The organism is Bifidobacterium choerinum (assembly GCF_002761235.1).
Classification (GTDB): Bacteria; Actinomycetota; Actinomycetes; order Actinomycetales; family Bifidobacteriaceae; genus Bifidobacterium; species Bifidobacterium choerinum.
Map to the genome: position 1 here is coordinate 1707926 of NZ_CP018044.1, position 23757 is coordinate 1731682.

Annotated in this window: 17 protein-coding genes; 13 read left to right on the plus strand and 4 right to left on the minus strand. The window is 68.1% G+C overall.

Annotated features, from left to right (window positions below):
• The first annotated feature begins 25 nt into the window (after positions 1 to 25).
• Together BcFMB_RS06900 and era are read left to right on the plus strand one after the other, a co-directional pair.
• The gene (locus tag BcFMB_RS06900; protein ID WP_099721372.1) at positions 26 to 1441 is read left to right on the plus strand and encodes a hemolysin family protein; all 1416 of its coding nucleotides are present in this window, start codon (positions 26 to 28) and stop codon (positions 1439 to 1441) included.
• The gene (gene era / locus BcFMB_RS06905; RefSeq protein ID WP_024541376.1) at positions 1434 to 2417 is read left to right on the plus strand and encodes a GTPase Era; all 984 of its coding nucleotides are present in this window, start codon (positions 1434 to 1436) and stop codon (positions 2415 to 2417) included. The genes BcFMB_RS06900 and era overlap by 8 nt, the downstream gene beginning before the upstream one ends.
• A 135-nt stretch (positions 2418 to 2552) precedes the next feature.
• Here the strand turns inward: era and BcFMB_RS06910 are convergent, their stop codons facing one another.
• Positions 2553 to 4604 (minus strand): AMP-dependent synthetase/ligase, encoded by a 2052-nt coding sequence (locus BcFMB_RS06910; protein WP_099721374.1) that lies wholly within the window; start codon positions 4602 to 4604, stop codon positions 2553 to 2555.
• 250 nt (positions 4605 to 4854) lie between these two features.
• Here BcFMB_RS06910 and BcFMB_RS06915 point away from each other — a divergent pair, with 250 nt between their 5' ends.
• From BcFMB_RS06915 to BcFMB_RS06925, 3 genes are read left to right on the plus strand one after another with little or no spacing between them, the layout of a single operon-like run.
• Positions 4855 to 6000, plus strand: coding sequence for an NAD(P) transhydrogenase subunit alpha (locus BcFMB_RS06915; RefSeq protein WP_024541374.1), 1146 nt, complete (start codon positions 4855 to 4857; stop codon positions 5998 to 6000).
• Positions 6001 to 6013: 13 nt separating this feature from the next.
• On the plus strand, positions 6014 to 6325 hold the full coding sequence (locus BcFMB_RS06920) for an NAD(P) transhydrogenase subunit alpha part 2 (RefSeq protein ID WP_024541373.1): 312 nt from the start codon (positions 6014 to 6016) through the stop codon (positions 6323 to 6325).
• A gap of 14 nt (positions 6326 to 6339) precedes the next feature.
• Positions 6340 to 7755 carry an NAD(P)(+) transhydrogenase (Re/Si-specific) subunit beta gene (locus tag BcFMB_RS06925; RefSeq protein WP_024541372.1) on the plus strand — a complete coding sequence of 472 codons (1416 nt, stop codon included), beginning with the start codon at positions 6340 to 6342 and terminating at the stop codon, positions 7753 to 7755.
• Between the two features lie 126 nt (positions 7756 to 7881).
• Here the strand turns inward: BcFMB_RS06925 and BcFMB_RS06930 are convergent, their stop codons facing one another.
• A complete protein-coding gene (locus BcFMB_RS06930) occupies positions 7882 to 8964 on the minus strand; it encodes an alpha/beta hydrolase (RefSeq protein WP_157775193.1) in 1083 nt (360 codons plus the stop codon).
• Positions 8965 to 9243: 279 nt separating this feature from the next.
• Here BcFMB_RS06930 and BcFMB_RS06940 point away from each other — a divergent pair, with 279 nt between their 5' ends.
• The 3 genes from BcFMB_RS06940 to BcFMB_RS06950 all read left to right on the plus strand — a co-directional run bounded on the left by BcFMB_RS06940 (position 9244) and on the right by BcFMB_RS06950 (position 12245).
• The gene (locus BcFMB_RS06940) at positions 9244 to 9864 is read left to right on the plus strand and encodes a 50S ribosomal protein L25/general stress protein Ctc (RefSeq protein WP_024541370.1); all 621 of its coding nucleotides are present in this window, start codon (positions 9244 to 9246) and stop codon (positions 9862 to 9864) included.
• Positions 9865 to 10091: 227 nt separating this feature from the next.
• Positions 10092 to 11219 (plus strand): branched-chain amino acid aminotransferase, encoded by a 1128-nt coding sequence (locus tag BcFMB_RS06945; RefSeq protein WP_024541369.1) that lies wholly within the window; start codon positions 10092 to 10094, stop codon positions 11217 to 11219.
• Positions 11220 to 11420: 201 nt separating this feature from the next.
• On the plus strand, positions 11421 to 12245 hold the full coding sequence (locus BcFMB_RS06950) for a trimeric intracellular cation channel family protein (RefSeq protein ID WP_099721376.1): 825 nt from the start codon (positions 11421 to 11423) through the stop codon (positions 12243 to 12245).
• Between the two features lie 123 nt (positions 12246 to 12368).
• On the opposite strand, the gene rpsT is transcribed toward BcFMB_RS06950, so the two are convergent.
• Positions 12369 to 12629, minus strand: coding sequence for a 30S ribosomal protein S20 (rpsT, locus tag BcFMB_RS06955; RefSeq protein WP_024541367.1), 261 nt, complete (start codon positions 12627 to 12629; stop codon positions 12369 to 12371).
• Positions 12630 to 12744: 115 nt separating this feature from the next.
• Between rpsT and lepA the strand changes: the two genes are divergently transcribed.
• The 5 genes from lepA (at position 12745) to BcFMB_RS06980 (ending at position 22876) form a co-directional block, all read left to right on the plus strand.
• Positions 12745 to 14658 carry a translation elongation factor 4 gene (gene lepA / locus BcFMB_RS06960; protein ID WP_051354922.1) on the plus strand — a complete coding sequence of 638 codons (1914 nt, stop codon included), beginning with the start codon at positions 12745 to 12747 and terminating at the stop codon, positions 14656 to 14658.
• Between the two features lie 11 nt (positions 14659 to 14669).
• Positions 14670 to 15848 (plus strand): radical SAM family heme chaperone HemW, encoded by a 1179-nt coding sequence (gene hemW, locus BcFMB_RS06965; protein WP_024541365.1) that lies wholly within the window; start codon positions 14670 to 14672, stop codon positions 15846 to 15848.
• 300 nt (positions 15849 to 16148) lie between these two features.
• Positions 16149 to 20669 carry a glutamate synthase large subunit gene (gene gltB / locus BcFMB_RS06970; RefSeq protein WP_198405454.1) on the plus strand — a complete coding sequence of 1507 codons (4521 nt, stop codon included), beginning with the start codon at positions 16149 to 16151 and terminating at the stop codon, positions 20667 to 20669.
• Between the two features lies 1 nt (position 20670).
• Positions 20671 to 22206, plus strand: a complete 1536-nt coding sequence (locus BcFMB_RS06975) for a glutamate synthase subunit beta (protein ID WP_024541363.1) — start codon at positions 20671 to 20673, stop codon at positions 22204 to 22206.
• A 211-nt stretch (positions 22207 to 22417) separates the two neighbouring features.
• The gene (locus BcFMB_RS06980) at positions 22418 to 22876 is read left to right on the plus strand and encodes a hypothetical protein (protein WP_024541362.1); all 459 of its coding nucleotides are present in this window, start codon (positions 22418 to 22420) and stop codon (positions 22874 to 22876) included.
• 83 nt (positions 22877 to 22959) lie between these two features.
• On the opposite strand, the gene BcFMB_RS06985 is transcribed toward BcFMB_RS06980, so the two are convergent.
• Entirely contained in the window at positions 22960 to 23436 is a 477-nt protein-coding gene (locus BcFMB_RS06985) for a peroxiredoxin (RefSeq protein WP_024541361.1), read from the minus strand.
• Between the last annotated feature and the right edge of the window lie 321 nt (positions 23437 to 23757).

Consider the following 23757-nt stretch of genomic DNA (forward strand, 5'->3'; position numbering starts at 1 on the left):
GACCACGACGTCCGGGAGGATCACGATGTCCGAAGAACTCACGATCGCGATCATCGCCGCGCTCGCCGTGGCCGCCGTGCTGCTCGCATGGCTGTCGATGATGCTCGCGGCGCTCGAAAGCGCGATCTCGCGCGTCACACGCGCCAACCTCAACAACCTGATGATCGAGGTGCAGTCGGACGGCGAGCTGTCCGACTTCACGCGCCAGAAGAAGATCAGGCGCCTGCACGCGGCGCAGCGCATCGTCATGCACCGCTACGCCGCGTCGAACTCGTGCGCATTCTTCCGCATCTGCGGCAACGTGCTCACCGGCGTGCTCGTCGCCTGCATCGCCGCGACGCTCGGCTACGCGATGTGGGTGCAGCTCGTCGCCGGCCTCGTCGTCGCGCTCGTCATCGCCTGCATCACCGTGCTCATGCGCCCGCGCACCGTCGGCAGCGCCAAGCCGCTGTCCGTCCTCATCTCCCATGCGCCGCTCGCCGCCGCCTGCGTCAGGCTCACGCCGTTCATCCGCGGCCGCGAGCGCGCCGCATCCGGCGAGCGCGGTGAGGCGATCTCCGACGACGAGGAGCTCGAGAAGATCCGCCACGAGCAGGGCAAGGCCGCGCTCGACCGGCTCATCGAGACCAACCGCTTCGATCCCGAGGTCTCCGACATGCTGCGCAACGTGCTCATGCTCTCCGACACGCTCACGCGCGAGATCATGGTGCCGCGCACCGACATGATCACGATCGAGCGCGACGGCGCATTGCAGGACTTCCTGTGCCTGTGCTCGCGCTCCGGGTTCTCGCGCGTGCCGGTCATCGGCTCCGACATCGACGACCTGCTCGGCATGGCCTACCTCAAGGACGCGGTGCGCGCGACGGCCTTCAACCCGGTGGCGCGCGCACGCGACATCGAATCGATCATGCGCAGGCCGATGTACGTGCCCGAGTCGAAGCCGGTCGACGACCTCTTCCACGAGATGCAGCGCACGCGCAACCATGTGGCCGTCGTCGTCGACGAATACGGCGGCATCGCCGGCATGGTCACGATCGAGGACGCGATCGAGCAGATCGTCGGCGAGCTCGACGACGAGCACGACCGCACGCAGCACGCCGAACCCAAGAGGATCGGCGAGCGCACGTGGAGCATGCCGGCGCGCACGCCGATCACCGATCTCGAGGAGATCTTCGAGATCGACCTCGACGAGGACGACGTCGACACCGTCTACGGCCTGCTCACCAAGCTGCTGGGACGTGTGCCGATCGTCGGTGCGAGCGCGACGACGCACGGCCTGCGCCTGACGGCCGTCGACTCGGCCGGCCGGCGCAAGAAGGTCTCGACGATCGTCGTCGAGCCGGTCTCCGTCGAGGGCGGCGACGACACTGGCAGTACGATTCAGCAACAGGGCGATGGCATATCGCATGACGGCAAGGAACATGGACACGACGATGACTGATCAGCAGCACACCACGCAGGACGCAACGCAGGAGCGGCCGTACCGCTCCGGATTCGTGGCCGTCGTCGGCCGGCCGAACGTCGGCAAGTCGACGCTCATCAACGCGCTCATCGGCACCCGCATTGCGATCGCGTCGTCGAGGCCCGAGACGACGCGCAAGGCGATCCGCGGCGTGCTCACGCTCGACGGCGCGCAGATGGTGCTCGTCGACACGCCGGGCATCCACCGTCCGCGCACGCTGCTCGGCCAGCGTCTCAACGACGTCGTCGACGAGTCGCTCGCCGACAGCGACGAGATCGCGTTCCTGCTGCCGGCGGACCAGGAGATCGGCCCCGGCGACCGCCGCATCCTCAGCCGCCTGCGCTCGCAGTTCGCGACGAAGTCCGAGGACGGCAGATTCGTCTGGAAGGTGCCGCTCGTCGCGATCGTCACGAAGATCGACGAGCTCGACCGCTCGCAGCTCATCGACAAGCTCATCGAGATCGACGGCTTCGCCGACTTCGCGGACATCGTGCCCGTCAGCGCGCTCAAGGACGACAATCTCGCCGAGGTCACGAAGGTGCTCGTCGAGCATCTGCCCGAGGGCCCGCAGATGTATCCGGCCGAGCAGATCACCGAGGAGAGCCCCGAGGACGAGATCGCCGAGCTCGTACGCGGCGCCTTCCTCGAGGAGCTGCACGACGAGCTGCCGCATTCGCTCGCCGTCGTCGTCGACGCGATCGAACGCCCGCAGGACAACGAGACCGGCGAGGGCTACGCCGGCAAGACGCATGTGCTCGTCTCGATCTACGTCGAACGCGACTCGCAGAAGCCGATCATCATCGGGCGCAAGGCCGAGCACCTCGTGCGCGTCAAGAAGCGGCTGCGCACCGCCGTCAACCGCATCGTCGGCGGCAAGGCGGTCCTCGACATGCACGTCAAGGTCGCGAAGAACTGGCAGTCGGACCCCAAGAAGCTCGACCGCCTCGGATTCTGACGCGCGGGGGAGGGTGACGGCCCCGTCCGCTGCCGGAGGAAGGACGCGAAACGACGAAAGCCCCGCGGAAGGGATATCCTTCCGCGGGGCTTTCGTCGTCGTCGGCGACGTGCCGTCACGTCGCCGACATGGCCGTCACTGCATCTTCTCGGCCGGGTTGCGCTTCGTGTACATCTGCGTGTTGAGCAGCTCGGTGTAGCGTTTGATGACCTTCGGGCGGATGATCTTCATCGACGCGGTCATCAGGCCGTTCTTCTGCGAGAACTCCTCGGGCAGGATGATGAACTTGCGCACCGACTCGGCGCGCGAGACGCCCTCGTTGGCCTGGTCGACCCACTTCTGCACCTCGGCGCGCACGACCGGGTTAACCGCCGCGTCCTCCATCGTCATGTCCGCGTCGAGGCCCTTCTTCGCCAGCCACGCGCGCAGTGCGTCGGGGTCGAGCGTGATGAGCGCCGAGATGAACGGACGCTTGTCGCCGAGCACGAGCGCCTGCGAGACGAGCGGGCAGCGCTGGATGACCTCCTCCATCGGGCCGGGGGAGACGTTCTTGCCGCCGGCCGTGATGATGAGGTCCTTCTTGCGGCCGATGATGTACAGGAAGCCGTCGTCGTCGAGCCGTCCCAGATCGCCGGTCGCGTACCAGCCGTCGTCGGTGAACGAGGCCTCGGTCTGCTCCTCGTTCTTGTGGTAGCGCGGGAAGACGGCGGTGCCCTTGACCTGGATCTCGTTGCCGTCGCCGATGCGCAGCTCGAAGCCCGGGAACGGGATGCCGACCGAACCCTGATGGTAGGGCACGCCGATCGGGTTGAACGCGCACGGCGCGGTCGTCTCGGTCAGGCCGTAGCCCTCGTAGACCGGCACGCCGGCGCCGCGGAAGAAGGCCATGAGCTCGGGGTCGAGCGGCGCGCCTCCGGTGACGATCCAGCGCGCGCATCCGCCGAGCACGTCGCGGATCTGCGCGTAGACGAGCGGATCGAAGGCGTTGCGGCGCATCGTGGCGAAGCGGCTCGCCTGGCCGCGCTCGCTGAGCTCCTGCATGTACTTCTGCGCCGCGACGACCGAGGCGGCGAAGACGCGGCCCTTGGGGCCGTTGCCGGCCTTCTGCGACGCCGCGTTGTACACCTTCTCGAGCACGCGCGGCACGACGATCATGATGTGCGGGCGCGCGACCTTGAGGTCGCCGGTGAGCGTCTTGATGCCGTTGGCGATGTAGATGTGGATGTTGCTCGCCACGCAGATGTAGTTGATCGCGCGCGCGAAGGAGTGCGCCTGCGGCAGGAACAGCAGCACGCGGTTCTTCTTGTCGTGCAGCAGGTCGGGCATGTAGTCGGGCAGGTTCGTGGCCGTCGCGCAGTAGTGCGCGTGGGTCATCTCGACGCCCTTGGGCGCCGACGTGGAGCCCGACGTGTAGACGATCGAGCACAGGTCGTGCAGGCCGACCGAGGCGATGCGCTCGTCGAGCTGGCGGTCGCTCAACTGCCTGCCGTAGACCTTGAGCTCGTCGATCGCGCCGTTCTCGAGGCACATGACGGTCTTGAGCGTCGGGCAGTCGCGCTTGGCGAGCTCGGTCTTCTTGAGCATGTCCTTCGTCTCGACGACGAGGAGCGTGGCGTCGGAGTTGTCGACGATGTTGCGGATCTGCTCGGCCGAGTCGGTGTCGTAGACAGTCGCGAGCACGCCGCCGACGGCGAGCAGCGCGGCGTCGAAGACGTCCCAGTCGTAGGATGTGTGGCACATGAACGCGCAGCCGTCGCCCTTCCTGAAGCCCATGTGGATCAGGCCCTTGGCGACGGCGCGGATGTCGGCGAGCGTCTCGTTCGCCGTCTTCGACATCCATTCGCCGCCGACCTTGAAGGTGTACAGCGGTTCGTCGCCCATGCGCGAGGCGCGGTCCTCGTAGATGCGGTAGACGTTGAAGTTGTCCGGCAGCGAGCCGTTGCCCTCGGTGCTCGCCGTGATGAATCCGGAGTCGGCGTCGATGAAGGTCGTCGTCGGGCGGTCGGGGCCCCAGAAGTCGACGTGCGGGAGGTTCTCGTAGTCGTGGTGCTGCAGCTGGGTCTCGGGGTCGACGTAGTCGGGCGTGTCGCCGTCATCGCTGATCGGGTGCGAGAAGTCGCCTCCCAGATGCAGCGCCCGCTGCGTGAGGACGGACGCGCGGTCCTTCACGGACTTGAAGATGGACATGGATTTGCTCCTTACCCGCAGAAATACACTATTCCCTTGCAGTGTAGCCGTTTCGCGGGAACACGTCACCCTACGCTTGCGTAGCCTCGGCCGGGCCGCGCGCCGCCGCGCGGGCGGCTGCGCGATGGGCGAAAAACGCTCCGCCCGGCCGAAAGATGGACGCATGGGAACGACGGCGGCCGTATTGGTTACACTGGAACGCTGTATGTTCACCATCCCGCAACGGGCGGGATGCATAGAAAGGGTTCACATGGCCGAACAACCAGAAGGAACCGTGACCTTCGGCGTCTTCAACGAGACGTCGGAGCACGAGTCCCGCGTCGCGCTGACGCCGGACATCGTCACGCGGTTGCGCAAATCAGGCGTCGCATGCCTGATCGAATCAGGGGCCGGCGAGGCTTCCGACTACACGGACGAGGACTACACGAAGGCCGGCGCGCAGGTCGTCGACGCCGACCGGATCCTCGCACGCGCGGACGCCCTCGGCTTCGTCGAGCGGCCGGATGACCAGCTCGTCGCCCGCATCAAGCCGGGCACCTGGGTCATCGGCATGCTCGGATCGTTCACCGACGCCGACTACATCGAGGCGCTCGACAAGCACGGCGTCACCGCCGTCGCGATCGAACGCCTGCCGCGCCAGCTGAGCGCCGCGCAGTCGATGGACGAGATGACGTCGCAGAACTCCGTCATGGGCTACAAGGCCGCCCTCGTCGCGGCGAACGCCTATGGCTCCTTCCTGCCGATGATGACGACTGCGGCCGGCACGATCCGCCCGGCGAAGGTCCTCATCCTCGGCGCCGGCATCGCCGGCCTGCAGGCGATCGGCACGGCGAAGCGCCTCGGCGCCGTCGTCACCGCATACGACGTGCGCCCGGCCTCGCGCGGCGAGGTCGAATCGCTCGGCGCGAAGTTCCTCGAGCTCGGCCTCGACTTCTCGCAGGGCCAGGGCGAGGGCGGCTACGCGCGCGCGCTGACCCCCGAGGAGCAGGCGCAGCAGCAGGCGGCCGTCGACGAGAAGGCCGCCGGCTTCGACATCATCATCACGACGGCGAAGGTCCCGGGACGCAAGCCCCCGGTCCTGCTGACCGCGCGCGGCGTCGAAGGCCTGCACCGCGGCGCCGTCGTCGTCGACTGCGCGGCGAGCGAGCTCGGCGGCAACGTCGAGGGCTCCGCGATCGGCACGCACACGACCAAGGGCGGCGTGACGATCATCGGCGCGCCGTATCTGGCGAGCGAGGTCAGCACGACCGCGTCGAACCTGCTGAGCCGCAACGTCGCCGACATCCTCGTGCATTTCATCAAGGACGGCGCGCTCGCGGTCGATCCGTCCGACGAGATCGACCAGGCCATGATCGTCGCCGGCAACAAGCCGGCGGCCGGAACGAAGGGAGAATGACATGCAGGTCATCATGCCGAATCTCGTGATCGCGCTCACGCTGTTCGTCCTCGCGCTGCTCATCGGCATCGAGGTCATCGGCAAGGTGCCGGCGACGCTGCACACGCCGCTGATGTCCGGCGCCAACTCGATCCACGGCATCGTCATCGTCGGCGTCGTCATCGTCGCCGCGCACGCCACGAGCACGCTGTCCTACGTGTTCATCTTCCTGGCGGCCGTTCTCGGCACGATGAACGTCGTCGGCGGCTACGTGGTCACCGATCGCATGCTTGAGATGTTCAAGTCCGACAAGTCCGACGCGAAGAAGAAGGAGAGCAGCAAGTGATCTACGACAATTGGGTGCCCGCATCGACGATCGACGTCGTCGCATGGTGCGTCTACGTGCTCGCGGCGGTCCTGTTCGTGCTGGGCCTGCACTTCATGAACTCGCCGAAGACGGCCCGCAAGGGCAACATCGTCTCCGCGGTCGGCATGGTCATCGCCGTCGTGATGGCCTTCGTCAAGCTCTTCGTCGACGGCGTCTTCACGACGACCGCGCTCGTCGTGCTCGTCGCCGGCATCGTGATCGGCGCCGTCGCCGGCGTCGTCTCGGCGAAGAAGGTCAAGATGACCGACATGCCGCAGCTCGTCTCGGTGTTCAACACCGTCGGCGGCGGCGCGGCCGCGCTCGTCGCGCTCAACGACATCCTCGCCGGCGACGGCAGCCCGAGCCTCGTCGTGCTCATCACCGCGGGCCTCGGCGTCATGATCGGCTCGGTCACCTTCACCGGCTCGCTCGTCGCGGCCGGCAAGCTGCAGGGCATCAAGTGGGTCAGGAAGCTGCGCCTGCCTGGCAAGAGCGTGTGGAACATCCTGTTCATCGTGCTGACGATCGCCGCGCTCGTCATGCTGTGCGTGCAGCCCGAGCACCGCGTGCTGTGGTCGATCCTGACGACGGTGTTCGCGCTGTGCTACGGCCTCGTGTTCGTCATCCCGATCGGCGGCGCCGACATGCCGGTCGTCATCTCGGTGCTCAACGCCTGCACCGGCACCGCCGTCGCGATGTCCGGCCTGGCGATCGACAACGTCGCGCTCATCGTGGCCGGCGCCCTCGTCGGCGCGGCCGGCGTGACGCTGTCGGTGCTCATGTCCAAGGCGATGAACCGTCCGCTCATGTCCGTCCTCGCGGGCGGCTTCGGCGGTTCGAACGCCGCCGGCGGCGACGCCGAGGGCCCGGAGGGTACGATGAAGGAGACCTCGCCCGACGATCTGGCCGTCCAGCTCGTCTACGCGGACAAGGTCATCTTCGTCCCCGGCTTCGGTCTGGCCCAGGCGCAGGCGCAGCGCGAGCTCGCCGACCTCGGCGAACTGCTCAAGGAGCACGGCGTCGAGGTCGAGTACGCGATCCACCCGGTCGCGGGCCGCATGCCCGGCCACATGAACGTGCTGCTCGCCGAGGCGAACGTCCCGTACGAGGAGCTCGTCGACCTCGACGACATCAACCCGCAGTTCCCGAGCGCGAACGTCTCGCTCGTCGTCGGCGCGAACGACGTGACGAACCCGGCCGCCCGCAAGCCGGGCACGCCGGTCTCCGGCATGCCGATCCTCGACGTCGACAAGTCGCAGAACGTCGTCGTCATGAAGCGCGGCCGCGGCAAGGGCTACGCCGGCATCGAGAACGAGCTGTACTTCGAGGACAACACGCAGATGCTCTTCGGCGACGCGAAGGCGAGCCTGCAGGCCGTCATCGCAGCCGTCAAGGAGCTGCTCGCCTGATCGGAGCGATCCGGTCCGTACGGCGAAGGAGGCCGGCCCCGATGGGGCCGGCCTCCTTTTTGCATGCCTCCGTATGTCTGTTATATATGCGATCCATATGCGCTTGCGGCGCATCCCGCGCCGCGCTCAGGCGGCGAAGGCGGGAATGCGCCGCAGGAAGCCGTCGACCGTCGACCAGTACAGCCGCGGGTCGGTCGCGAGCGAGGCGACGTGGCCGGCGCCCGGGACGACGAGCAGCTCGCAGTCGTTGCTCGCGCACGCTTCGTAGAGCCGGCGCGCGCTCGAGGGGTCGACGATCGCGTCGGCGTCGCCCTGGACGAACAGCGTCGGGATCGTCAGGCGCCGCACGGCGCCGAGCACGTCGGCGTCGGCGAGCGAGGCGTCGGCGAGGCGTCCGAGCAGCAGGTTCGCGACGCCGACCGCGGGCCTCGCGAGCGCGCGCGGCACATGCAGCGCGTCGGCCATGCTGTGCGTGAGCTGCGCCGTGGCGCAGACGAAGGCGCTGTCGGAGACGATGGCCCTGATGTTCGGCGCGTGGCAGGGGTCGGCGCCGGCGAGCAGCACGCTCGCGGCGCCCATCGAGTTGCCGTGCAGCAGGATGCGCGCCTGCGGGTCGCGCGAGACGATGAGGTTGACCCACTGCTTGAGGTCCCTGCGTTCGAGCGCGCCCATCGTCACGTAGCGCCCGGCGCTGCGCTCGTGCGCGCGCATCGCCGGCGTGAACACCGTGAAGCCCATCGTCGCGTAGTGCTGCGCCCACGGCGCCATCTCCCCGGGGCCGCCGGTGTAGCCGTGCACGCAGATCGCGTAGCAGTGGGGCATCGGCCGGGCCGTGTCCGGGTCGAAGCGCCAGCCGTGCAGCCGCAGCCGGTCGTAGCTGCGGATGACGACGCTCTGGTGCGTGTCCTCGAACCAGCGGCGGGTCTGCTCGGACACGGGCACGTTCGCGTCGTCGTGGTCGTCGAAATGGTTCAGGCGGCGCCTTGCGAAGATCGACTGCGGGCAGTCGGCGTCGAGCGCGGCGCGCAGCAGCCCGACGCCCGCGCCGACGACGCCCGCCGCCGCGGCGAGCGCGCAGGCGGACGCGACGCCGGCGGCGATGCGCCCGGCGCGCGACGGCGACGACGGCGATGATGGCGATGATGGCGATGATGAAGATGAAGATGAAGATGAAGACGATGACGGCACTGACGGCGATGACGATGACATGACCGGCGTTTCCTCGATTCCTCGGACGATGCGACATATCCGACTGACTGCAGCACATTGTACATGGGCGGCAGCGGGACGGTGGGTGCCGGCGGCCTCATCCATGCGCAGGGGGAACGCCGCATGGGTTGTCCACGCCGGCGCCTAACCTCGAAACGTTGCTTTGGCGAGGGAAGGCATATGAGCCTTCCGTTATCGACTCGGCACGAAGACGCTCCCCGATGCGCGTCTTCGGCTCGTTGATGCGCCGAAGACGGAGCATATAAGGAGAACAAGATCATGGCAAACACCACCATCGTCCTCGAAGGCGAACCGCGCACCGAGTTCGGCAAGGGCCCGTCCCGCCGCATGCGCGCCGCCCGCCAGATCCCGGCGACGATCTACGCCGGCGGCGACCAGCCGGTCTACGTCAAGCTCCCGATGAAGGAGACGACGCTCGCGCTGCGCCACACGAACGCGCTGATCACCGTCAAGTACGGCGAGGACAGCAAGCTCGCGGTCGTCAAGGACGTCCAGCGCAACCCGGTCAAGCGCATCGTCGAGCACATCGATTTCTACGAGGTCAAGGCCGGCGAGAAGATCGACGTCGAGGTGCCGGTCTTCGTCGAGGGCACGCCGAAGGGCGCCGCCATCGCGTTCGTCGACATCCAGGAGCTCAAGGTCCGCGCCGACGTCAGCAACCTGCCGGAGCGCATCGTCGTGACCGTCGACGGTCTGGAGGACGGCGACAAGGTCTTCCTCAAGGACCTCGAGCTGCCCGAGGGCGTCGAGCTCGACATGGAGGACCTCGACGAGTCCGTCGTCACCGTCGAGGTGCCGCAGGACGCGCCGCTGCCGGAGGTCACCGAGGAGCAGGAGGAGAACGTCCCGGCCATCGACGGGTCGAACCCGGAGGCCTGATTCCCGCCGCCCGCGCCGCGACGCCGGCGCGGGGACACGCTTCGCGACGCCCGTCCCGATCCTTTCGGGGCGGGCGTCGCCGCATCCGGCGCCGATGGCCAGTATGTGAACGCGCGAAACGCGTTGGACATGGGGTTGTGCAAGAGTGAAGCATGTCGGCGCCAAAAGCGCACTTGGACAACCACTACGATTTCGATTTTTCACGACACACCCGAAGAAGCATCACCATGACCAATGAATCCCATCACGATCCAGCGTACATCGACTCCCTCGCCGAGCGGTTCACCGTCCTGCCGAACCCGAGCCCGGCCTCGGACGCCAAGCGCGAGGAGCTCATCGACAAGCCGGCCTTCGGCCAGGTCTTCTCGGACAGCATGGCCCACATGACGTGGACGAAGGGCGAGGGCTGGTCCGACCGCCGCATCGAGCCGTACGCGCCGATCAAGCTCGACCCGGGCGCCTCGGTGCTGCACTACGCGCAGGAGGTCTTCGAAGGCCTCAAGGCGTACCGCCACGCCGACGGCTCCACATGGCTGTTCCGCCCCGACGCGAACGCCGAGCGTATGCAGAACTCGGCCAAGCGCCTGTACCTGCCCGAGGTCTCGGTCGAGGACTTCCTCGGCTCGTGCGCCGCGCTCGTCGAGAAGGACGTCAAGTGGGTCCCGGCGCGCCGCGAGTACACGCTGTACCTGCGTCCGTTCATCTTCGCGTCCGAGGCCTTCCTCGGCGTGCGCGCCCCCGAGGAGGTCGAGTACTGCGTCATCGCGTCGCCGTCCGGCCCGTACTTCGCCGGCGGCGTCAAGCCGGTGAGCATCTGGGTCGAGGACAAGTGGTTCCGCACCGGCCCCGGCGGCACCGGCTTCGCCAAGTGCGGCGGCAACTACGCCGCCTCGCTGCTCGGCGAGTACCGCGGCATCGCCGAGGGCTGCGAGCAGGTGTGCTTCGTCGACGCCGCCACGAAGACCTATCTCGAGGAGCTCGGCGGCATGAACATGATGGTCGTGCACAAGGACGGCCACGTCGAGACGCCGAGCCTGACCGGCAACATCCTGCCGGGCGTCACGCGCCGTTCGATCATCCAGCTGCTCGAGGACGACGGCCATGACGTCGTCGAGACGATGATCGTGCTCGAGCAGCTGCTCGACGAGATCCGCTCCGGCGAGGTCACCGAGGTCTTCGCCTGCGGCACCGCCGCGATCGTCACGCCGATCGGCCGCTTCAAGTCCGAGAAGTTCGACGTCACCGTCGGCGACGGCCAGCCGGGCGAGCTGACGATGGCGATCCGCAACCAGCTGCTCGGCATCCAGCTCGGCGAGATCGAGGATCCGCACAACTGGATGTGGAAGGTGTGCTGAGCATCCACGCCGAATCGTAGTGACGGGCGGGCATCATCACGATGCCCGCCCGTTTCGCATGAGGGAAAAAGAGAAAGGGGAGAGCGCCGGCCGATGACGCCGAGCGCGTAGCGTCGGCGCCGCCGTCCCCGCACGGGTGGCCGGACCGTACAATGGAGGAGTCCCGTGCCCCGATGCGCGGCCGGGAGGAAAGGAGAAGCGATGGAGGTTGCGCTGCAGAGTTCGCCGTTCTTCCTCGGCGTGGAGTACCTCGCCATCTTCTGCTGCGGCATGGCCGGGGGCCTCGCCGCGATCCGCAAGGGCTACGATGTCTTCACGATCATCATCACCGCATGGCTGACGGCGCTCGGCGGCGGCATCATCCGCGACGTGCTGCTCGGCGCCGTGCCGCCGGTCGGCATCTCCGACCGCGTCTCGGTGCTCACGGCGCTGCTCGCCGGATGCACGGTCGCGATCATCCATCCGGAGGTCGACCGGCTCAGATGGTCGATGTTCACGATCGACGCGCTCGCGCTCGGCCTGTTCGCCGTCAACGGCACGAGCAAGGGACTGCTGCACAACACGAGCGGCATGACCGCCGTGTTCCTCGGCACCTTCACGGCGATGGGCGGCGGCATGATCCGCGACATCCTGCTCAACGAGGTGCCGATGGTCATCCGCGACCGCCACTGGTACATCGTGCCCGCCGTCATCGGCTCGATGCTCACGGTGCCGGTGTGGCGCTGGCATGCGCGCGGCATGATCTCCGAGCGCGCCGAGATGGCGCTCGACGTGGCGATCGTCGTCCTCGTCGTGCTGCTGCGCCTCGGCTCGGTGCGCTTCGACTGGCAGCTGCCCCGCGCCGTGCCGCGCGCGAAGGCGCATCTGCCGCGCGTCCTGCTCGAACGGCGCGTCCACCACCGCACCGCCGACCGGCCGGAGCGGCACGGCGATGGAAACGACGGGAACGACGGGAACGTGCCGCGCGACGCGCATGGCGGCGACGCCGTCGCGGCGCACGGGCGGCCCCAGCACGGCGGCCGCTGAGCGCGGGCGACGTCGGTGGAAGGAATGGACGCGGATGCGGAACAAGGCCGGACGGCGGCCCGGCAACGACGAGAGGGCCCGGATGGACAACCATCCGGGCCCTCTCGCCAAGCGTGAATCAGATCACATCGCGTTGATCTTCAGCGCCAGACCGGACTTGCGGTTCGCGGCCTGGTTCTTGTGGATGACGCCCTTGCTGGCCGCCTGGTCGAGCTTGCGGCCGGCGATCTGGAAGGCGGCCTCGGCGGCGGCCTTGTCACCGGAGGCGATGGCCTCGCGCGTGTGACGGATTGCGGTCTTGATCGCGGACTTGACCGCGACGTTGCGCTTGTGCGCCTTCTCGTTGGTGAGGACGCGCTTCTTCTGCGACTTGATGTTTGCCACTATGTATTCTCCAAACAACGGTTTCTATAAGGACATACGGATGTGAAGCATACCATGCACCGCGGATAAAGTCGCATGCGGCGCGCGGGGCCGTTTGCCGTGCGCTGCCGCTAGAATGGTCGCGGATATCGTACAACAGGAGGGCGGCTTGAGCCAGCATCACAATCAGCCCGGTTTCACCGATCAGTCGGCGATCCGCAATTTCTGCATCATCGCGCACATCGACCACGGCAAGTCGACGGTCGCGGACCGCATCCTTCAGCTCAGCGGCATCGTCCCCGAGCGCGAGATGCGCGACCGCTTCCTCGACCGCATGGACATCGAGCAGGAACGCGGCATCACGATCAAGTCCCAGGCCGTGCGCGTGCCGTGGACCTACGACGGCCAGGAGTACACGCTCGGCATGATCGACACCCCGGGCCACGTCGACTTCACCTACGAGGTCTCCCGCGCGCTCGCCGCATGCGAGGGCGCCGTCCTGCTCGTCGACGCCACGCAGGGCATCGAGGCGCAGACGCTGTCCAACCTGTACATGGCGATCGACCACGACCTGACGATCATCCCGGTGCTCAACAAGATCGACCTGCCGAGCGCCGAGCCGGACAAGCACGCCGAGGAGATCGCCGGCCTCATCGGCTGCGACCCCTCCGACGTGCTGCGCGTGTCGGGCAAGACCGGCGAGGGCGTGGCCGAGCTGCTCGACCGCATCGTCGTCGATGTGCCGGCGCCGTCGGGCGACCCGGACGGCGACGCCCGCGCGCTGATCTTCGACTCCGTCTACGACTCCTACCGCGGCATCGTCACCTACATCCGCATGGTCGACGGCGAGCTGCGCTCGCGCGAGAAGCTGCACATGATGGGCGTGGGCACGACCTACGACCCGATCGAGATCGGCGTCATCAGCCCCGACATGATGCCGACGCGCGCGCTCGGCGCCGGCGAGGTCGGCTACGTCATCACCGGCGCGAAGGACGTCAGCCAGTCGAAGGTCGGCGACACGATCACGTCGGCCGCGCATCCGGCCGCCGAGGCGCTGCCCGGCTACCGCGACCCGCAGCCGATGGTGTACGCGGGCCTGTTCCCGATCGACAACGCGCAGTTCCCGGAGCTGCGCGAGGCGCTCGACAAGCTCAAGCTCAACGACGCCGCGCTCGTCTACGAGCCGGAGACCTCGGTCGCGCTCGGCTTCGGCTTCCGCTGCGGCTTCCTCGGCCTGCTGCACATGGAGATCGTCTCCGAGCGACTCAGCCGCGAATTCGGCCTCGACCTGATCTCGACGGCGCCGAACGTGCCGTACGAGGTGACGGGCGAGGACGGCACCGTGCACCGCGTCACCAACCCGAGCGAGTTCCCCGAGGGCAAGATCAAGAAGATCGTCGAGCCGGTCGTGGCCGCCGACATCATCACTCCCAAGGAGTTCATCGGCGCCGTCATGGAGCTGTGCCAGGACCACCGTGGTGTCATGGGCACGATGGAGTACATCTCCGCCGACCGCGTCGAGATGCACTACCGCATCCCGCTCGCCGAGATCGTCTTCGACTTCTTCGACCAGCTCAAGAGCCGCACGAAGGGCTACGCGTCGCTCGACTACCACGAGGACGGCGAGCAGGCGGCCGACCTCGTCAAGGTCGACATCCTCATCCAGGGCGAGAAGGTGGACGCGTTCTCGGCGATCGTGCACCGCGACAAGGCGTACGGCTACGGCGTCATGATGACGAAGAAGCTGCGCGAGCTCATCCCGCGCCAGCAGTTCGAGATCCCGATCCAGGCCGCGATCGGCTCGCGCATCATCGCGCGCGAGACGATCCGCGCGCTGCGCAAGGACGTGCTCGCCAAGTGCTACGGCGGCGACATCACCCGCAAGCGCAAGCTCCTCGAGAAGCAGAAGGCCGGCAAGAAGCGCATGAAGATGCTCGGCCACGTCGAGGTGCCGCAGGAGGCCTTTGTCGCCGCGCTCGCGACCGGCGAGACCGGCAACGACCGCGACACGAAGGACAAGATCCGCGCCGCCCAGAAGACCGAAGGTTGAACGCCACGCCGATGACCTACGAAGTCTACGTGCATGTGCCGTTCTGCCTGCGCCGCTGCGGCTACTGCGATTTCAACACCTACACGGCGCCCGACATGGGTCCGGGCGCCTCGCGGCGCGACTACGCGTCGACGGCGATCGCCGAGCTGCGCCTGCTGCGCCGCTGGCAGCTCGAGCACGGCATCGACGAGCCGGCCGCCTCGAGCGTCTTCTTCGGTGGCGGCACGCCGACCGTGCTGCCGCCGCGCGACCTGATCGCCGTCCTCGACGCGATCGGCGAGCTGTGGGGCATCGCCGACGACGCCGAGACCACGACCGAGGCGAACCCGGACACCGTCGACGCCGCCGCGATCGGCGCGCTCGCCGACGGTGGCTTCACGCGCATCTCCTTCGGCATGCAGTCGGCGGTGCCGCACGTGCTGCGCACGCTCGACCGCACGCACACGCCGCGCAACGTCGCCGACGGCGTGCGCGCCGCACGCGAGGCCGGCCTCGAGGTGAGCGTCGACCTCATCTACGGCGCGCCCGGCGAAAGCCTCGACGACTGGCGCACGAGCGTCGAGGCCGCGCTCGCGCTGGGCGTCGACCACCTGTCCGCCTATGCGCTGACCGTCGAGCCGCACACGAAGATGGGGCGGCGCATCGCCGCCGGCGAGCTCGCGGCGCCGGACGACGACGACGAGGCCGCCAAATACGAGATCGTCGACGACATGTGCACGGCCGCCGGACTGCGGTGGTACGAGATCTCGAACTGGGCGCGTCCCGGCCACGAGAGCCGCCACAACCTCGGCTACTGGAGGAACGTCGACTGGGCGGGCGTCGGCCCCGGCGCGCACAGCCACTACACGTTGCCCGACGGCGGCGCGCGCTCGCTGCGCGCATGGGACATCCTCCATCCGCGCGCATGGGCGCAGCGCGTCATGCTCGGCGACGTGCCGTGGGCCGACAGCGAGCGGATCGACTCCGACGAGGACGTCGAGGAGCGCGTCATGCTCGGCATGCGCCTGCGCGAGGGGCTCGACCTCGACGAGATCGAACGCATCAGCGGCCGCGACGCCTCCGCCGTCGCCGACGAGCTCGTGCACGAAGGGCTCGTCGAGCGCCCCGACGGCGTACGCCTCGTCGCGACGCGACGAGGCCGCCTGCTCAACGACGCCGTCATCGAGCGGCTGTTCGACGCGCTGCTGTGACGGCGTCTCACTATGTGATTTTTTCCGCCGCGGCCGCTGCGCTCGTCATACTTCCGAAATATTGCGCCCAATAGAATGCGAAAGGCTGGATTGCCCACCGTGCCCGCCATGGCGCGCACGGTTCCGATGGGTGGACGCGCCTGCTCCGCGATGTGGTCGCGCGACCGCCCACGCCCGCGGCGCACCGGTAATCTGTGCTGACAACTGTGCGATAGGGGATGGTCGTCCCCTGTGACTAGAGAGGTGATTGCGGTGACGTTTGGAACCCCGCTTGATTTGACGATCCGTCGTCCGGAAGGCATGTACGACCCCGGCAGCGAGCATGACGCCTGCGGCGTGGGCATGGTCACCACCCTCAACGGCCGTCCCGAACGCAGGATCGTCGACGACGCCATCGAGGTGCTCGTCAACCTCAACCACCGCGGCGCCGTCGGCGCCGAGGAGAACACCGGCGACGGCGCCGGCATCCTGATGGCGATGCCCGACGAGTTCATGCGCGCGACGGTCGACGCCGAACTGCCCGAGGCGGGCCGCTACGCGGCTGGCATCGCCTTCCTCGACCGCGACATCGCCACCTGCGGCCGCCAGGAGCAGGCGATCGCGCGGATCGCCGCCGAGGAGGGCCTCGAGGTCCTCGCATGGCGCGTCGTGCCGACCGACCCCAACGGGCTGGGCCTGCAGGCGCTCGCGAGCATGCCGTCGTTCAAGACGCTCGTGCTCGCCGACCCGGCTCGCCGGCTCGCCGGCATCGACCTCGACCGCCGCGTCTACCATGTGCGCAAGCGCGCCGAGCACGAGGTCGGCATCTACTTCGCGTCGCTGTCCGCGCGCACGCTCACCTACAAGGGCATGCTCACGACGATGCAGCTCAGGCCCTTCTTCCCCGACCTGTCCGACGAGCGCATGAAGACGACGATCGCGATCGTCCACTCGCGCTTCTCGACGAACACGTTCCCGTCGTGGCCGCTCGCCCAGCCGTTCCGCCTGATCGCCCACAACGGCGAGATCAACACGATCCAGGGCAACCGCAACTGGTTCTCGGCGCGCCAGGGGCGCCTGAAGTCCGAACTGCTCGGCGACATGGACGACCTGCTGCCGATCCTGACGCCCGGCTACTCCGATTCGGGCACCTTCGACGAGGTCCTCGAGCTGCTCAACCTCGCCGGTCGCTCGCTGCCGCACGCGATCCTGATGATGGTGCCGCCGGCATGGGAGAAGAACGAGGAGCTCGACCCCGACGTGCGCGCCTTCTACGAGTACAACAACGCGCTCATTGAGCCGTGGGACGGCCCAGCCGACCTCGTGTTCACCGACGGCGTGCAGGTCGGCGCGCTGCTCGACCGCAACGGATTCCGCCCCGGCCGCTGGCAGGTCACCGACGACGGCTACGTCGTGCTCGCCTCCGAGGCCGGCGTGCTGCCGCAGGTCGACGACGCGCGCATCGTGCGCAAGGGCCGCCTCGAACCGGGCCGCATGTTCCTCGTCGACACGGCCGCCGGACGCATCGTCGAGGACGACGAGATCAAGCACGAGCTCGCCTCGCAGCACCCGTACCGCGCATGGGTCGAGGGCAACACCGTGAACATGGCGCAGCTGCCGCAGCGCGAGCACGTCAGCTACTCCGACCAGTCCGTGCACCGCCGCCAGCGCGCCTTCGGCTACACGCAGGAGGAGCTCAAGATGGTGCTCAAGCCGATGGCGGACACCGGCAAGGAGCCTCTCGGCTCGATGGGCAACGACATCCCACTGTCGGTGCTCTCGGGGCGCAGCCGCATGCTCTTCGACTACTTCACGCAGAAGTTCGCCCAGGTCACGAACCCGCCGCTCGACTGGGAGCGTGAGAAGATCGTCACGTCGATCGAATCGGCGATCGGCCCGGAGCCGAACCTGCTCGAGGACTGCGCGACGCACGCGAAGAAGATCCTCATCGAACAGCCGGTCATCGACTCCGACGAGATGGCGCAGCTCAAGAACGTCGACCGCGCGCGCCAGCTCGACGGCTACTACAAGCCGGCCGTCATCAAGGGCCTGTACCAGGTGACCGGCGGCGGCGAGGCGCTCAGGGCCCGCCTCGACGAGATCTTCGACGAGGTCGACCGGGCGATCGAGGAGGGCAGCAACTTCCTGATCCTGTCCGACCGCGACTCGAACCACATGATGGCGCCGATCCCGTCGCTGCTGCTCACGTCGGCCGTGCAGCACCATCTGCTGCGCCGCAAGACGCGCACGCAGGTCTCGATGGTCGTCGAGGCCGGCGATGTGCGCGAGATCCACCACGTCGCGCTGCTCATCGCCTACGGCGCCGCCTGCGTCAACCCGTACCTCGCCTTCGAATCGGTCGAGGAGCTCGCGCGCACCGGTTTCCTCGAGGTCGACGAGGCCACGGCCGTGACGAACCTCAGGAACGCGCTGTCGACCGGCGTGCTCAAGATCATGAGCAAGATGGGCGTCTCGACGATCATGAGCTACCGCGGAGCCCAGCTGTTCGAGGCCGTCGGCCTCAACCAGGAGGTCATCGACGCCTACTTCACCGGCACCGTCTCGCGCGTCGGCGGCTGCGGCCTCGACGACCTCGCCGAGGAGGTGGCGATCCGCCACCGCGTCGCCTACCCGAACCAGTGGACGGCCACGCCGCACCGCACGCTGCGCACCGGCGGCGAATACAAGTGGCGCCGCACCGGCGAGGAGCACCTCAACGACCCGGAGGCCATCTTCCTGCTGCAACAGTCGACGCAGCGCGGCGACTACGAGATGTTCAAGCGCTACTCGGCGCACATCAACGACACGTCGAACCGGATCATGACGCTGCGCGGCCTGATGAAGTTCAACCACACGCGCAAGCCCGTGCCGCTCGACGAGGTGGAGCCGGCGAGCGAGATCGTCAAGCGCTTCTCGACCGGCGCGATGAGCTACGGCTCGATCTCGAAGGAGGCGCACGAGACGCTCGCGATCGCGATGAACTCGATCGGCGCGCGCTCGAACTCCGGCGAGGGCGGCGAATCGGTCGAACGCCTCAACGACCCGATGCTGTGCAGCAAGATCAAGCAGATCGCCTCGGCGCGCTTCGGCGTGACGAGCGACTACCTCGTGCACGCCACCGACCTGCAGATCAAGCTCGCCCAGGGCGCCAAGCCGGGCGAGGGCGGCCACCTGCCGGGCGCGAAGGTGCCGCCGTGGATCGCCAAGGTGCGCCATGCGACGCCGGGCGTCGAGCTCATCTCGCCGCCGCCGCACCACGACATCTACTCGATCGAGGATCTCAAGCAGCTGATCAACGACGCGAAGATGTCCAACCCGAAGGCGCGCATCCACGTCAAGCTCGTCTCCGAGTTCGGCGTCGGCACGATCGCGGCCGGCGTCGCCAAGTGCCACGCCGACGTCGTGCTCATCTCCGGCTACGACGGCGGCACCGGCGCGGCGCCGCTCAACGCGATCCGCCACGCTGGCACGCCGTGGGAGATAGGCCTGTCCGAGACGCAGCAGACGCTCGTGCTCAACGGCCTGCGCTCGCGCATCACCGTGCAGTGCGACGGCGAGCTCAAGACCGGACGCGACGTTGTCGTGGCCGCGCTGCTGGGCGCCGAGGAGTTCGGCTTCGCGACGACGGCGCTGATGGTCGAGGGCTGCGTCATGATGCGCGCCTGCCAGAAGAACACCTGCCCGCAGGGCATCGCGACCCAGGACCCGGAGCTGCGCGCACGCTACACCGGCAAGCCGGAGCACGTCGTCAACTTCATGATGTTCATCGCCGAGGAGGTGCGCGAGCTGCTCGCCGAGCTCGGCTTCCGCACGCTCGAGGAGGCCGTCGGCCACGTCGAGTGCCTCGACCAGGACGAGGCGATCAGGCGCTGGAAGTCCGAGGGCATCGACCTGGGCAACGTGCTCATGCAACCCGGCCCGGTCCCCGGCACGATCCTGCACAAGACGATCGAGCAGAACCACGAGCTCGACAAGGCGCTCGACAACGAGCTCATCGCCCTCGCAGGCCCGGCGCTCGAACACGGCGAGCACGTCACGATCGAGCATGGCATCCGCAACGTCAACCGCACGCTCGGCACGATGCTCGGCTACGAGATCACGCGTCGCTACGGCGAGGAGGGCCTGCCGGACGATACGATCGAGCTCGAGCTCGAAGGCACCGGCGGCCAGTCGATCGGCGCGTTCATCCCGCGCGGCGAGACGCTGCACATCGTCGGCGAGGTCAACGACTACGCCGGCAAGGGCCTGTCGGGCGGCAGCATCGCGATCGCCGCGCCGAAGGACGTCACCTACGACCCGCACGAGAACGTCATCGCCGGCAACGTCCTGGGCTTCGGCGCGACCTCCGGCACGATGTTCGTCGCCGGTCGCGCCGGCGAACGCTTCGGCGTGCGCAACGGCGGCGCGACCTTCGTCGTCGAGGGCGTCGGCGACCACGGCTGCGAATACATGACCGGCGGCGAGGTCGTCATCCTCGGCCCCACCGGCCGCAACCTCGGCGCCGGCTTCTCCGGCGGCCACGTCTACGTCCTCGACCTGGACATGGGCAAGGTCAATCCGGCCTCCGCCGCCGGCGCGCTGCTGTTCGAGCAGCTCGACGACGAGACGGCGGCGCATGTGCGCGACCTCGTCGAACGGCACGTCGCACGCACCGGCTCGCGCTTCGCGCAGGGCCTGCTCGACGACTGGGGGCATGCGCGCGCACGCTTCACGCACATGGTGCCCAGGCAGTTCGTCGCGATGACCCGCGCGATGGAGCGGGCCAAGGCCGAGGACATCGATTTCAATGAGCCCGGCGTCTGGGAGCAGACGTACGAGCAGGTTATGGAAGGAGCGCGCTGACATGGCAGATCCACGTGGATTCCTCAAGGTCCGTACCCGCAGGGAACTGGCCGAACGCCCCGTCGAAGAACGCATCAGGGACTGGTTCGACGTGCATGCCGAGGACGGGCTGCAGGACTGGACCCGGGAGCAGGCGGCCCGCTGCATGGACTGCGGCACGCCGTTCTGCATGTCCGGCTGCCCGCTGGGCAACCTCATCCCCGAATGGAACGACCTCGTGCGTCAGGGCAAGTGGGAGGAGGCCTACAACCGCCTGTCGATGACGAACAACTTCCCGGAGGTCACCGGACGCATCTGCCCGGCGCTGTGCGAGTCGGCCTGCGTGCTCGGCATCCACCAGCCGCCGACGATGATCAAGAACGACGAGGTGACGATCATCGACCAGGCCTGGGAGCTCGACTACGTCAAGCCGCTGCCGCCGGCGCGACTGAGCACGCAGACCGTCGCCGTCGTCGGCTCGGGCCCGGCCGGCCTCGCCTGCGCGCAGCAGCTGACGCGCGCCGGCCACACCGTCGTCGTCTACGAACGCGACGACGAGGTCGGCGGCCTGATGCGCTACGGCATCCCGAACTTCAAGCTCGACAAGCGCATCCTCGACCGCCGCGTCGAGCAGATGAAGGCCGAGGGCACGCGCTTCCGCACGAACACCGAGATCGGCCGCGATATCACATGGGACGACCTGCGCTCGCGCTACGACGCGGTCGTCGTCGCGATCGGCTCGACGGTGCCGCGCGACATGAACATCCCGGGCCGCGAGATGGACGGCATCCACTTCGCGATGGACTTCCTGCCGGATGCGACGCGCCGCGTCTACGGCAAGGAGCCGGTGCACGGCATCACGGCCAAGGACAAGCACGTCGTCATCATCGGCGGCGGCGACACCGGCTCCGACTGCCTGGGCACGTCGATCCGCCAGGGCGCCAAGGACGTCACGGTCCTGCAGATCATGCCGAAGGAGCCGTCGACGCGTCCCGACAACCAGCCGTGGCCGACCTTCGCGCGCCTCTACCAGAAGACGTCGTCGATGGAGGAGGGCGGCGAGTACGTGTACAACACGGATTCGGTCGGCTTCGTCGGCGAGGAGGACGGCACGAAGATCACCTACGAGCACGCGGCGCGCGCCGAGGGCTTCGTCTCCGACGAGCAGGGCCACGTCACCGGGCTGAAGGTCGTGTCCGTCGCGCCGGGCGAGGACGGCCCGTTCACGCGCCAGCCGGGCACCGAACGCATCATCCCGGCAGACCTCGTGCTCATCTCGGTCGGCTTCCTGCACCCGGACACGACGACGTTGGGCGAACAGCTGCCGTGCGACCTCGACGCACGCGGCAACGTGGCGCGCGACGACGCCTTCCACACCTCGCAGGAGGGCGTGTTCTCGTGCGGCGACGCCGGACGCGGCCAGAGCCTCGTCGTCTGGGCGATCGCCGAGGGCCGCTCGTGCGCGGCCGCCGTCGACGCCTACCTGACCGGCGAGCCGACCGAACTGCCGGCGCCGATCGTCGCCTCGCAGCGGCCGATGTCGCTGCCTCGGCGCTGATCCGCCGACATATGACGCGTCAGGGGTGGGTCCCCGTCATCCGGATGACGGGGACCCCACCCCTGCCGTGCATTGCCCCGCATGCCGCCGGCCCGGCGCCGTTGCGACGCTGGGCGCAACCGACGCCCCGAGCCCCGGGGTGCAGTACAGTAGAGGACGGTGCACACGCCGGTGCCGGCGTGTGCGAACGTGCTTTGCGAAAGGAGCAACCATGGCAAACCGTGCGGAGCGCCGCGCGCAGAAGAAGCGGGGCGTGCCGGAGCAGTACGACGCGACGAAGGGTCGCGCGCGTTCCGGCATGATCGACGAATACCAGCTGCAGGAGAAGTCCCGCCGGCTCAAGGAGGGCAAGACCGGCCCGTGGAAGCCGACGAGCAGCGAGCTCGAGCATGCCGAGGAGGTCGCGATGGGCACCGATCCGGACGACTTCGACCCGCCGCAGGTCATCCGCGCGCCGCATTCGGTGCGCCAGTGGTTCCGCGTGGCCAGCTGGGTCGTCATCGTCGTCTCAGCGATCATGTTCTTCGTCGTCATGTGGCTGCCGCAGCATCCGCTGTGGTCGATCATCACCGTCTCCGCCTGCTTCGCCGCGGGCGTGCTGAGCCTGTTCTTCACGGCCGGCGACCCGAAGAACAACCCGAACCTCGACCAGAACGGCACCGCCGTCTGACCGGTCTTCGCCGTACGACGCAAAGGAGGGCGGGCGGACCGCGATGCGGTCCGCCCGCCCTCCTCGTATGGGGGATGGGGCCGTTACTTGATCTGCTCGAGCAGCTCGTCGATCTGGCCGTTGACGTCCACGTCGTAGCCGGCGAAGACGATCTTGCCGTCGCCGTCGATCACGAAGGTCGAGCGGACGGTCTCGTAGCTCTTCTCGCCGTCCTTGACATGCTCCTTCGCGGCGCCGTACAGTTTGTGCGCGACGTACTCGGGATCGGACAGCAGCACGAAGCCCAAGTCGTTGTGCTCGCGGAACTCCTGCAGCTCCTTGACGTCGTCGGGGGAGACGCCGATGACGGTGTAGCCCTCCTTGGCGAAGCGCTCGAGGTTGTCCTGGAACTGCTTCGCCTCGAGCGTGCACACCGAGGATCCGGCCTTCGGATAGAAGTAGAGCACGATGTTCTGGTGCTTGAAGTCGGCGAGCGCGTAGTGCTTGTACTCGTCGGATTCAAGTTCGAAGTTCGGTGCCATATCGCCTTTGGTCAGGCGTACCATGTTTGTTTCGCTCATGCCCCCAACGGTAGTGCAAAACGGGCGCGCGGGCGCGAAATACGCGTTGAGGGAAGTTTTGCCGTCGTCAGCGAACCGGAGCCGCGCCGCCGCGGCGCCGGTGGTATGCGCCGCGGCGGACGCCGGCGCGCCCCGCGCTCCCGGATGCCGGGACGGGCGCGGTGCGACGGCCGGCGTCGTGCTAGCGTGGAGACGCGGGTCCGCCGCCACGACGGACAAGGACGGACGGGGCCGCCGCAGGGCGGGGTCGCAGGACATATGGGACGGCGCAACGAAAGGAGCGGCCATGGCGACGCAGGAATCGCCGAAGCGGGACGGGGC

Coding starts and splice junctions, on each gene's coding strand:
- BcFMB_RS06985 (WP_024541361.1), bottom strand. CDS start 23,436: ATGAGCGAAACAAACATGGTACGCCTGACCAAAGGCGATATGGCACCG.
- BcFMB_RS06950 (WP_099721376.1), top strand. CDS start 11,421: ATGGAGGTTGCGCTGCAGAGTTCGCCGTTCTTCCTCGGCGTGGAGTAC.
- lepA (WP_051354922.1), top strand. CDS start 12,745: ATGGTCGCGGATATCGTACAACAGGAGGGCGGCTTGAGCCAGCATCAC.
- BcFMB_RS06900 (WP_099721372.1), top strand. CDS start 26: ATGTCCGAAGAACTCACGATCGCGATCATCGCCGCGCTCGCCGTGGCC.
- BcFMB_RS06945 (WP_024541369.1), top strand. CDS start 10,092: ATGACCAATGAATCCCATCACGATCCAGCGTACATCGACTCCCTCGCC.
- BcFMB_RS06915 (WP_024541374.1), top strand. CDS start 4,855: ATGGCCGAACAACCAGAAGGAACCGTGACCTTCGGCGTCTTCAACGAG.
- BcFMB_RS06975 (WP_024541363.1), top strand. CDS start 20,671: ATGGCAGATCCACGTGGATTCCTCAAGGTCCGTACCCGCAGGGAACTG.
- BcFMB_RS06910 (WP_099721374.1), bottom strand. CDS start 4,604: ATGTCCATCTTCAAGTCCGTGAAGGACCGCGCGTCCGTCCTCACGCAG.
- gltB (WP_198405454.1), top strand. CDS start 16,149: ATGTACGACCCCGGCAGCGAGCATGACGCCTGCGGCGTGGGCATGGTC.
- BcFMB_RS06980 (WP_024541362.1), top strand. CDS start 22,418: ATGGCAAACCGTGCGGAGCGCCGCGCGCAGAAGAAGCGGGGCGTGCCG.
- BcFMB_RS06930 (WP_157775193.1), bottom strand. CDS start 8,964: ATGTCATCGTCATCGCCGTCAGTGCCGTCATCGTCTTCATCTTCATCT.
- BcFMB_RS06940 (WP_024541370.1), top strand. CDS start 9,244: ATGGCAAACACCACCATCGTCCTCGAAGGCGAACCGCGCACCGAGTTC.
- BcFMB_RS06920 (WP_024541373.1), top strand. CDS start 6,014: ATGCCGAATCTCGTGATCGCGCTCACGCTGTTCGTCCTCGCGCTGCTC.
- era (WP_024541376.1), top strand. CDS start 1,434: ATGACTGATCAGCAGCACACCACGCAGGACGCAACGCAGGAGCGGCCG.
- hemW (WP_024541365.1), top strand. CDS start 14,670: ATGACCTACGAAGTCTACGTGCATGTGCCGTTCTGCCTGCGCCGCTGC.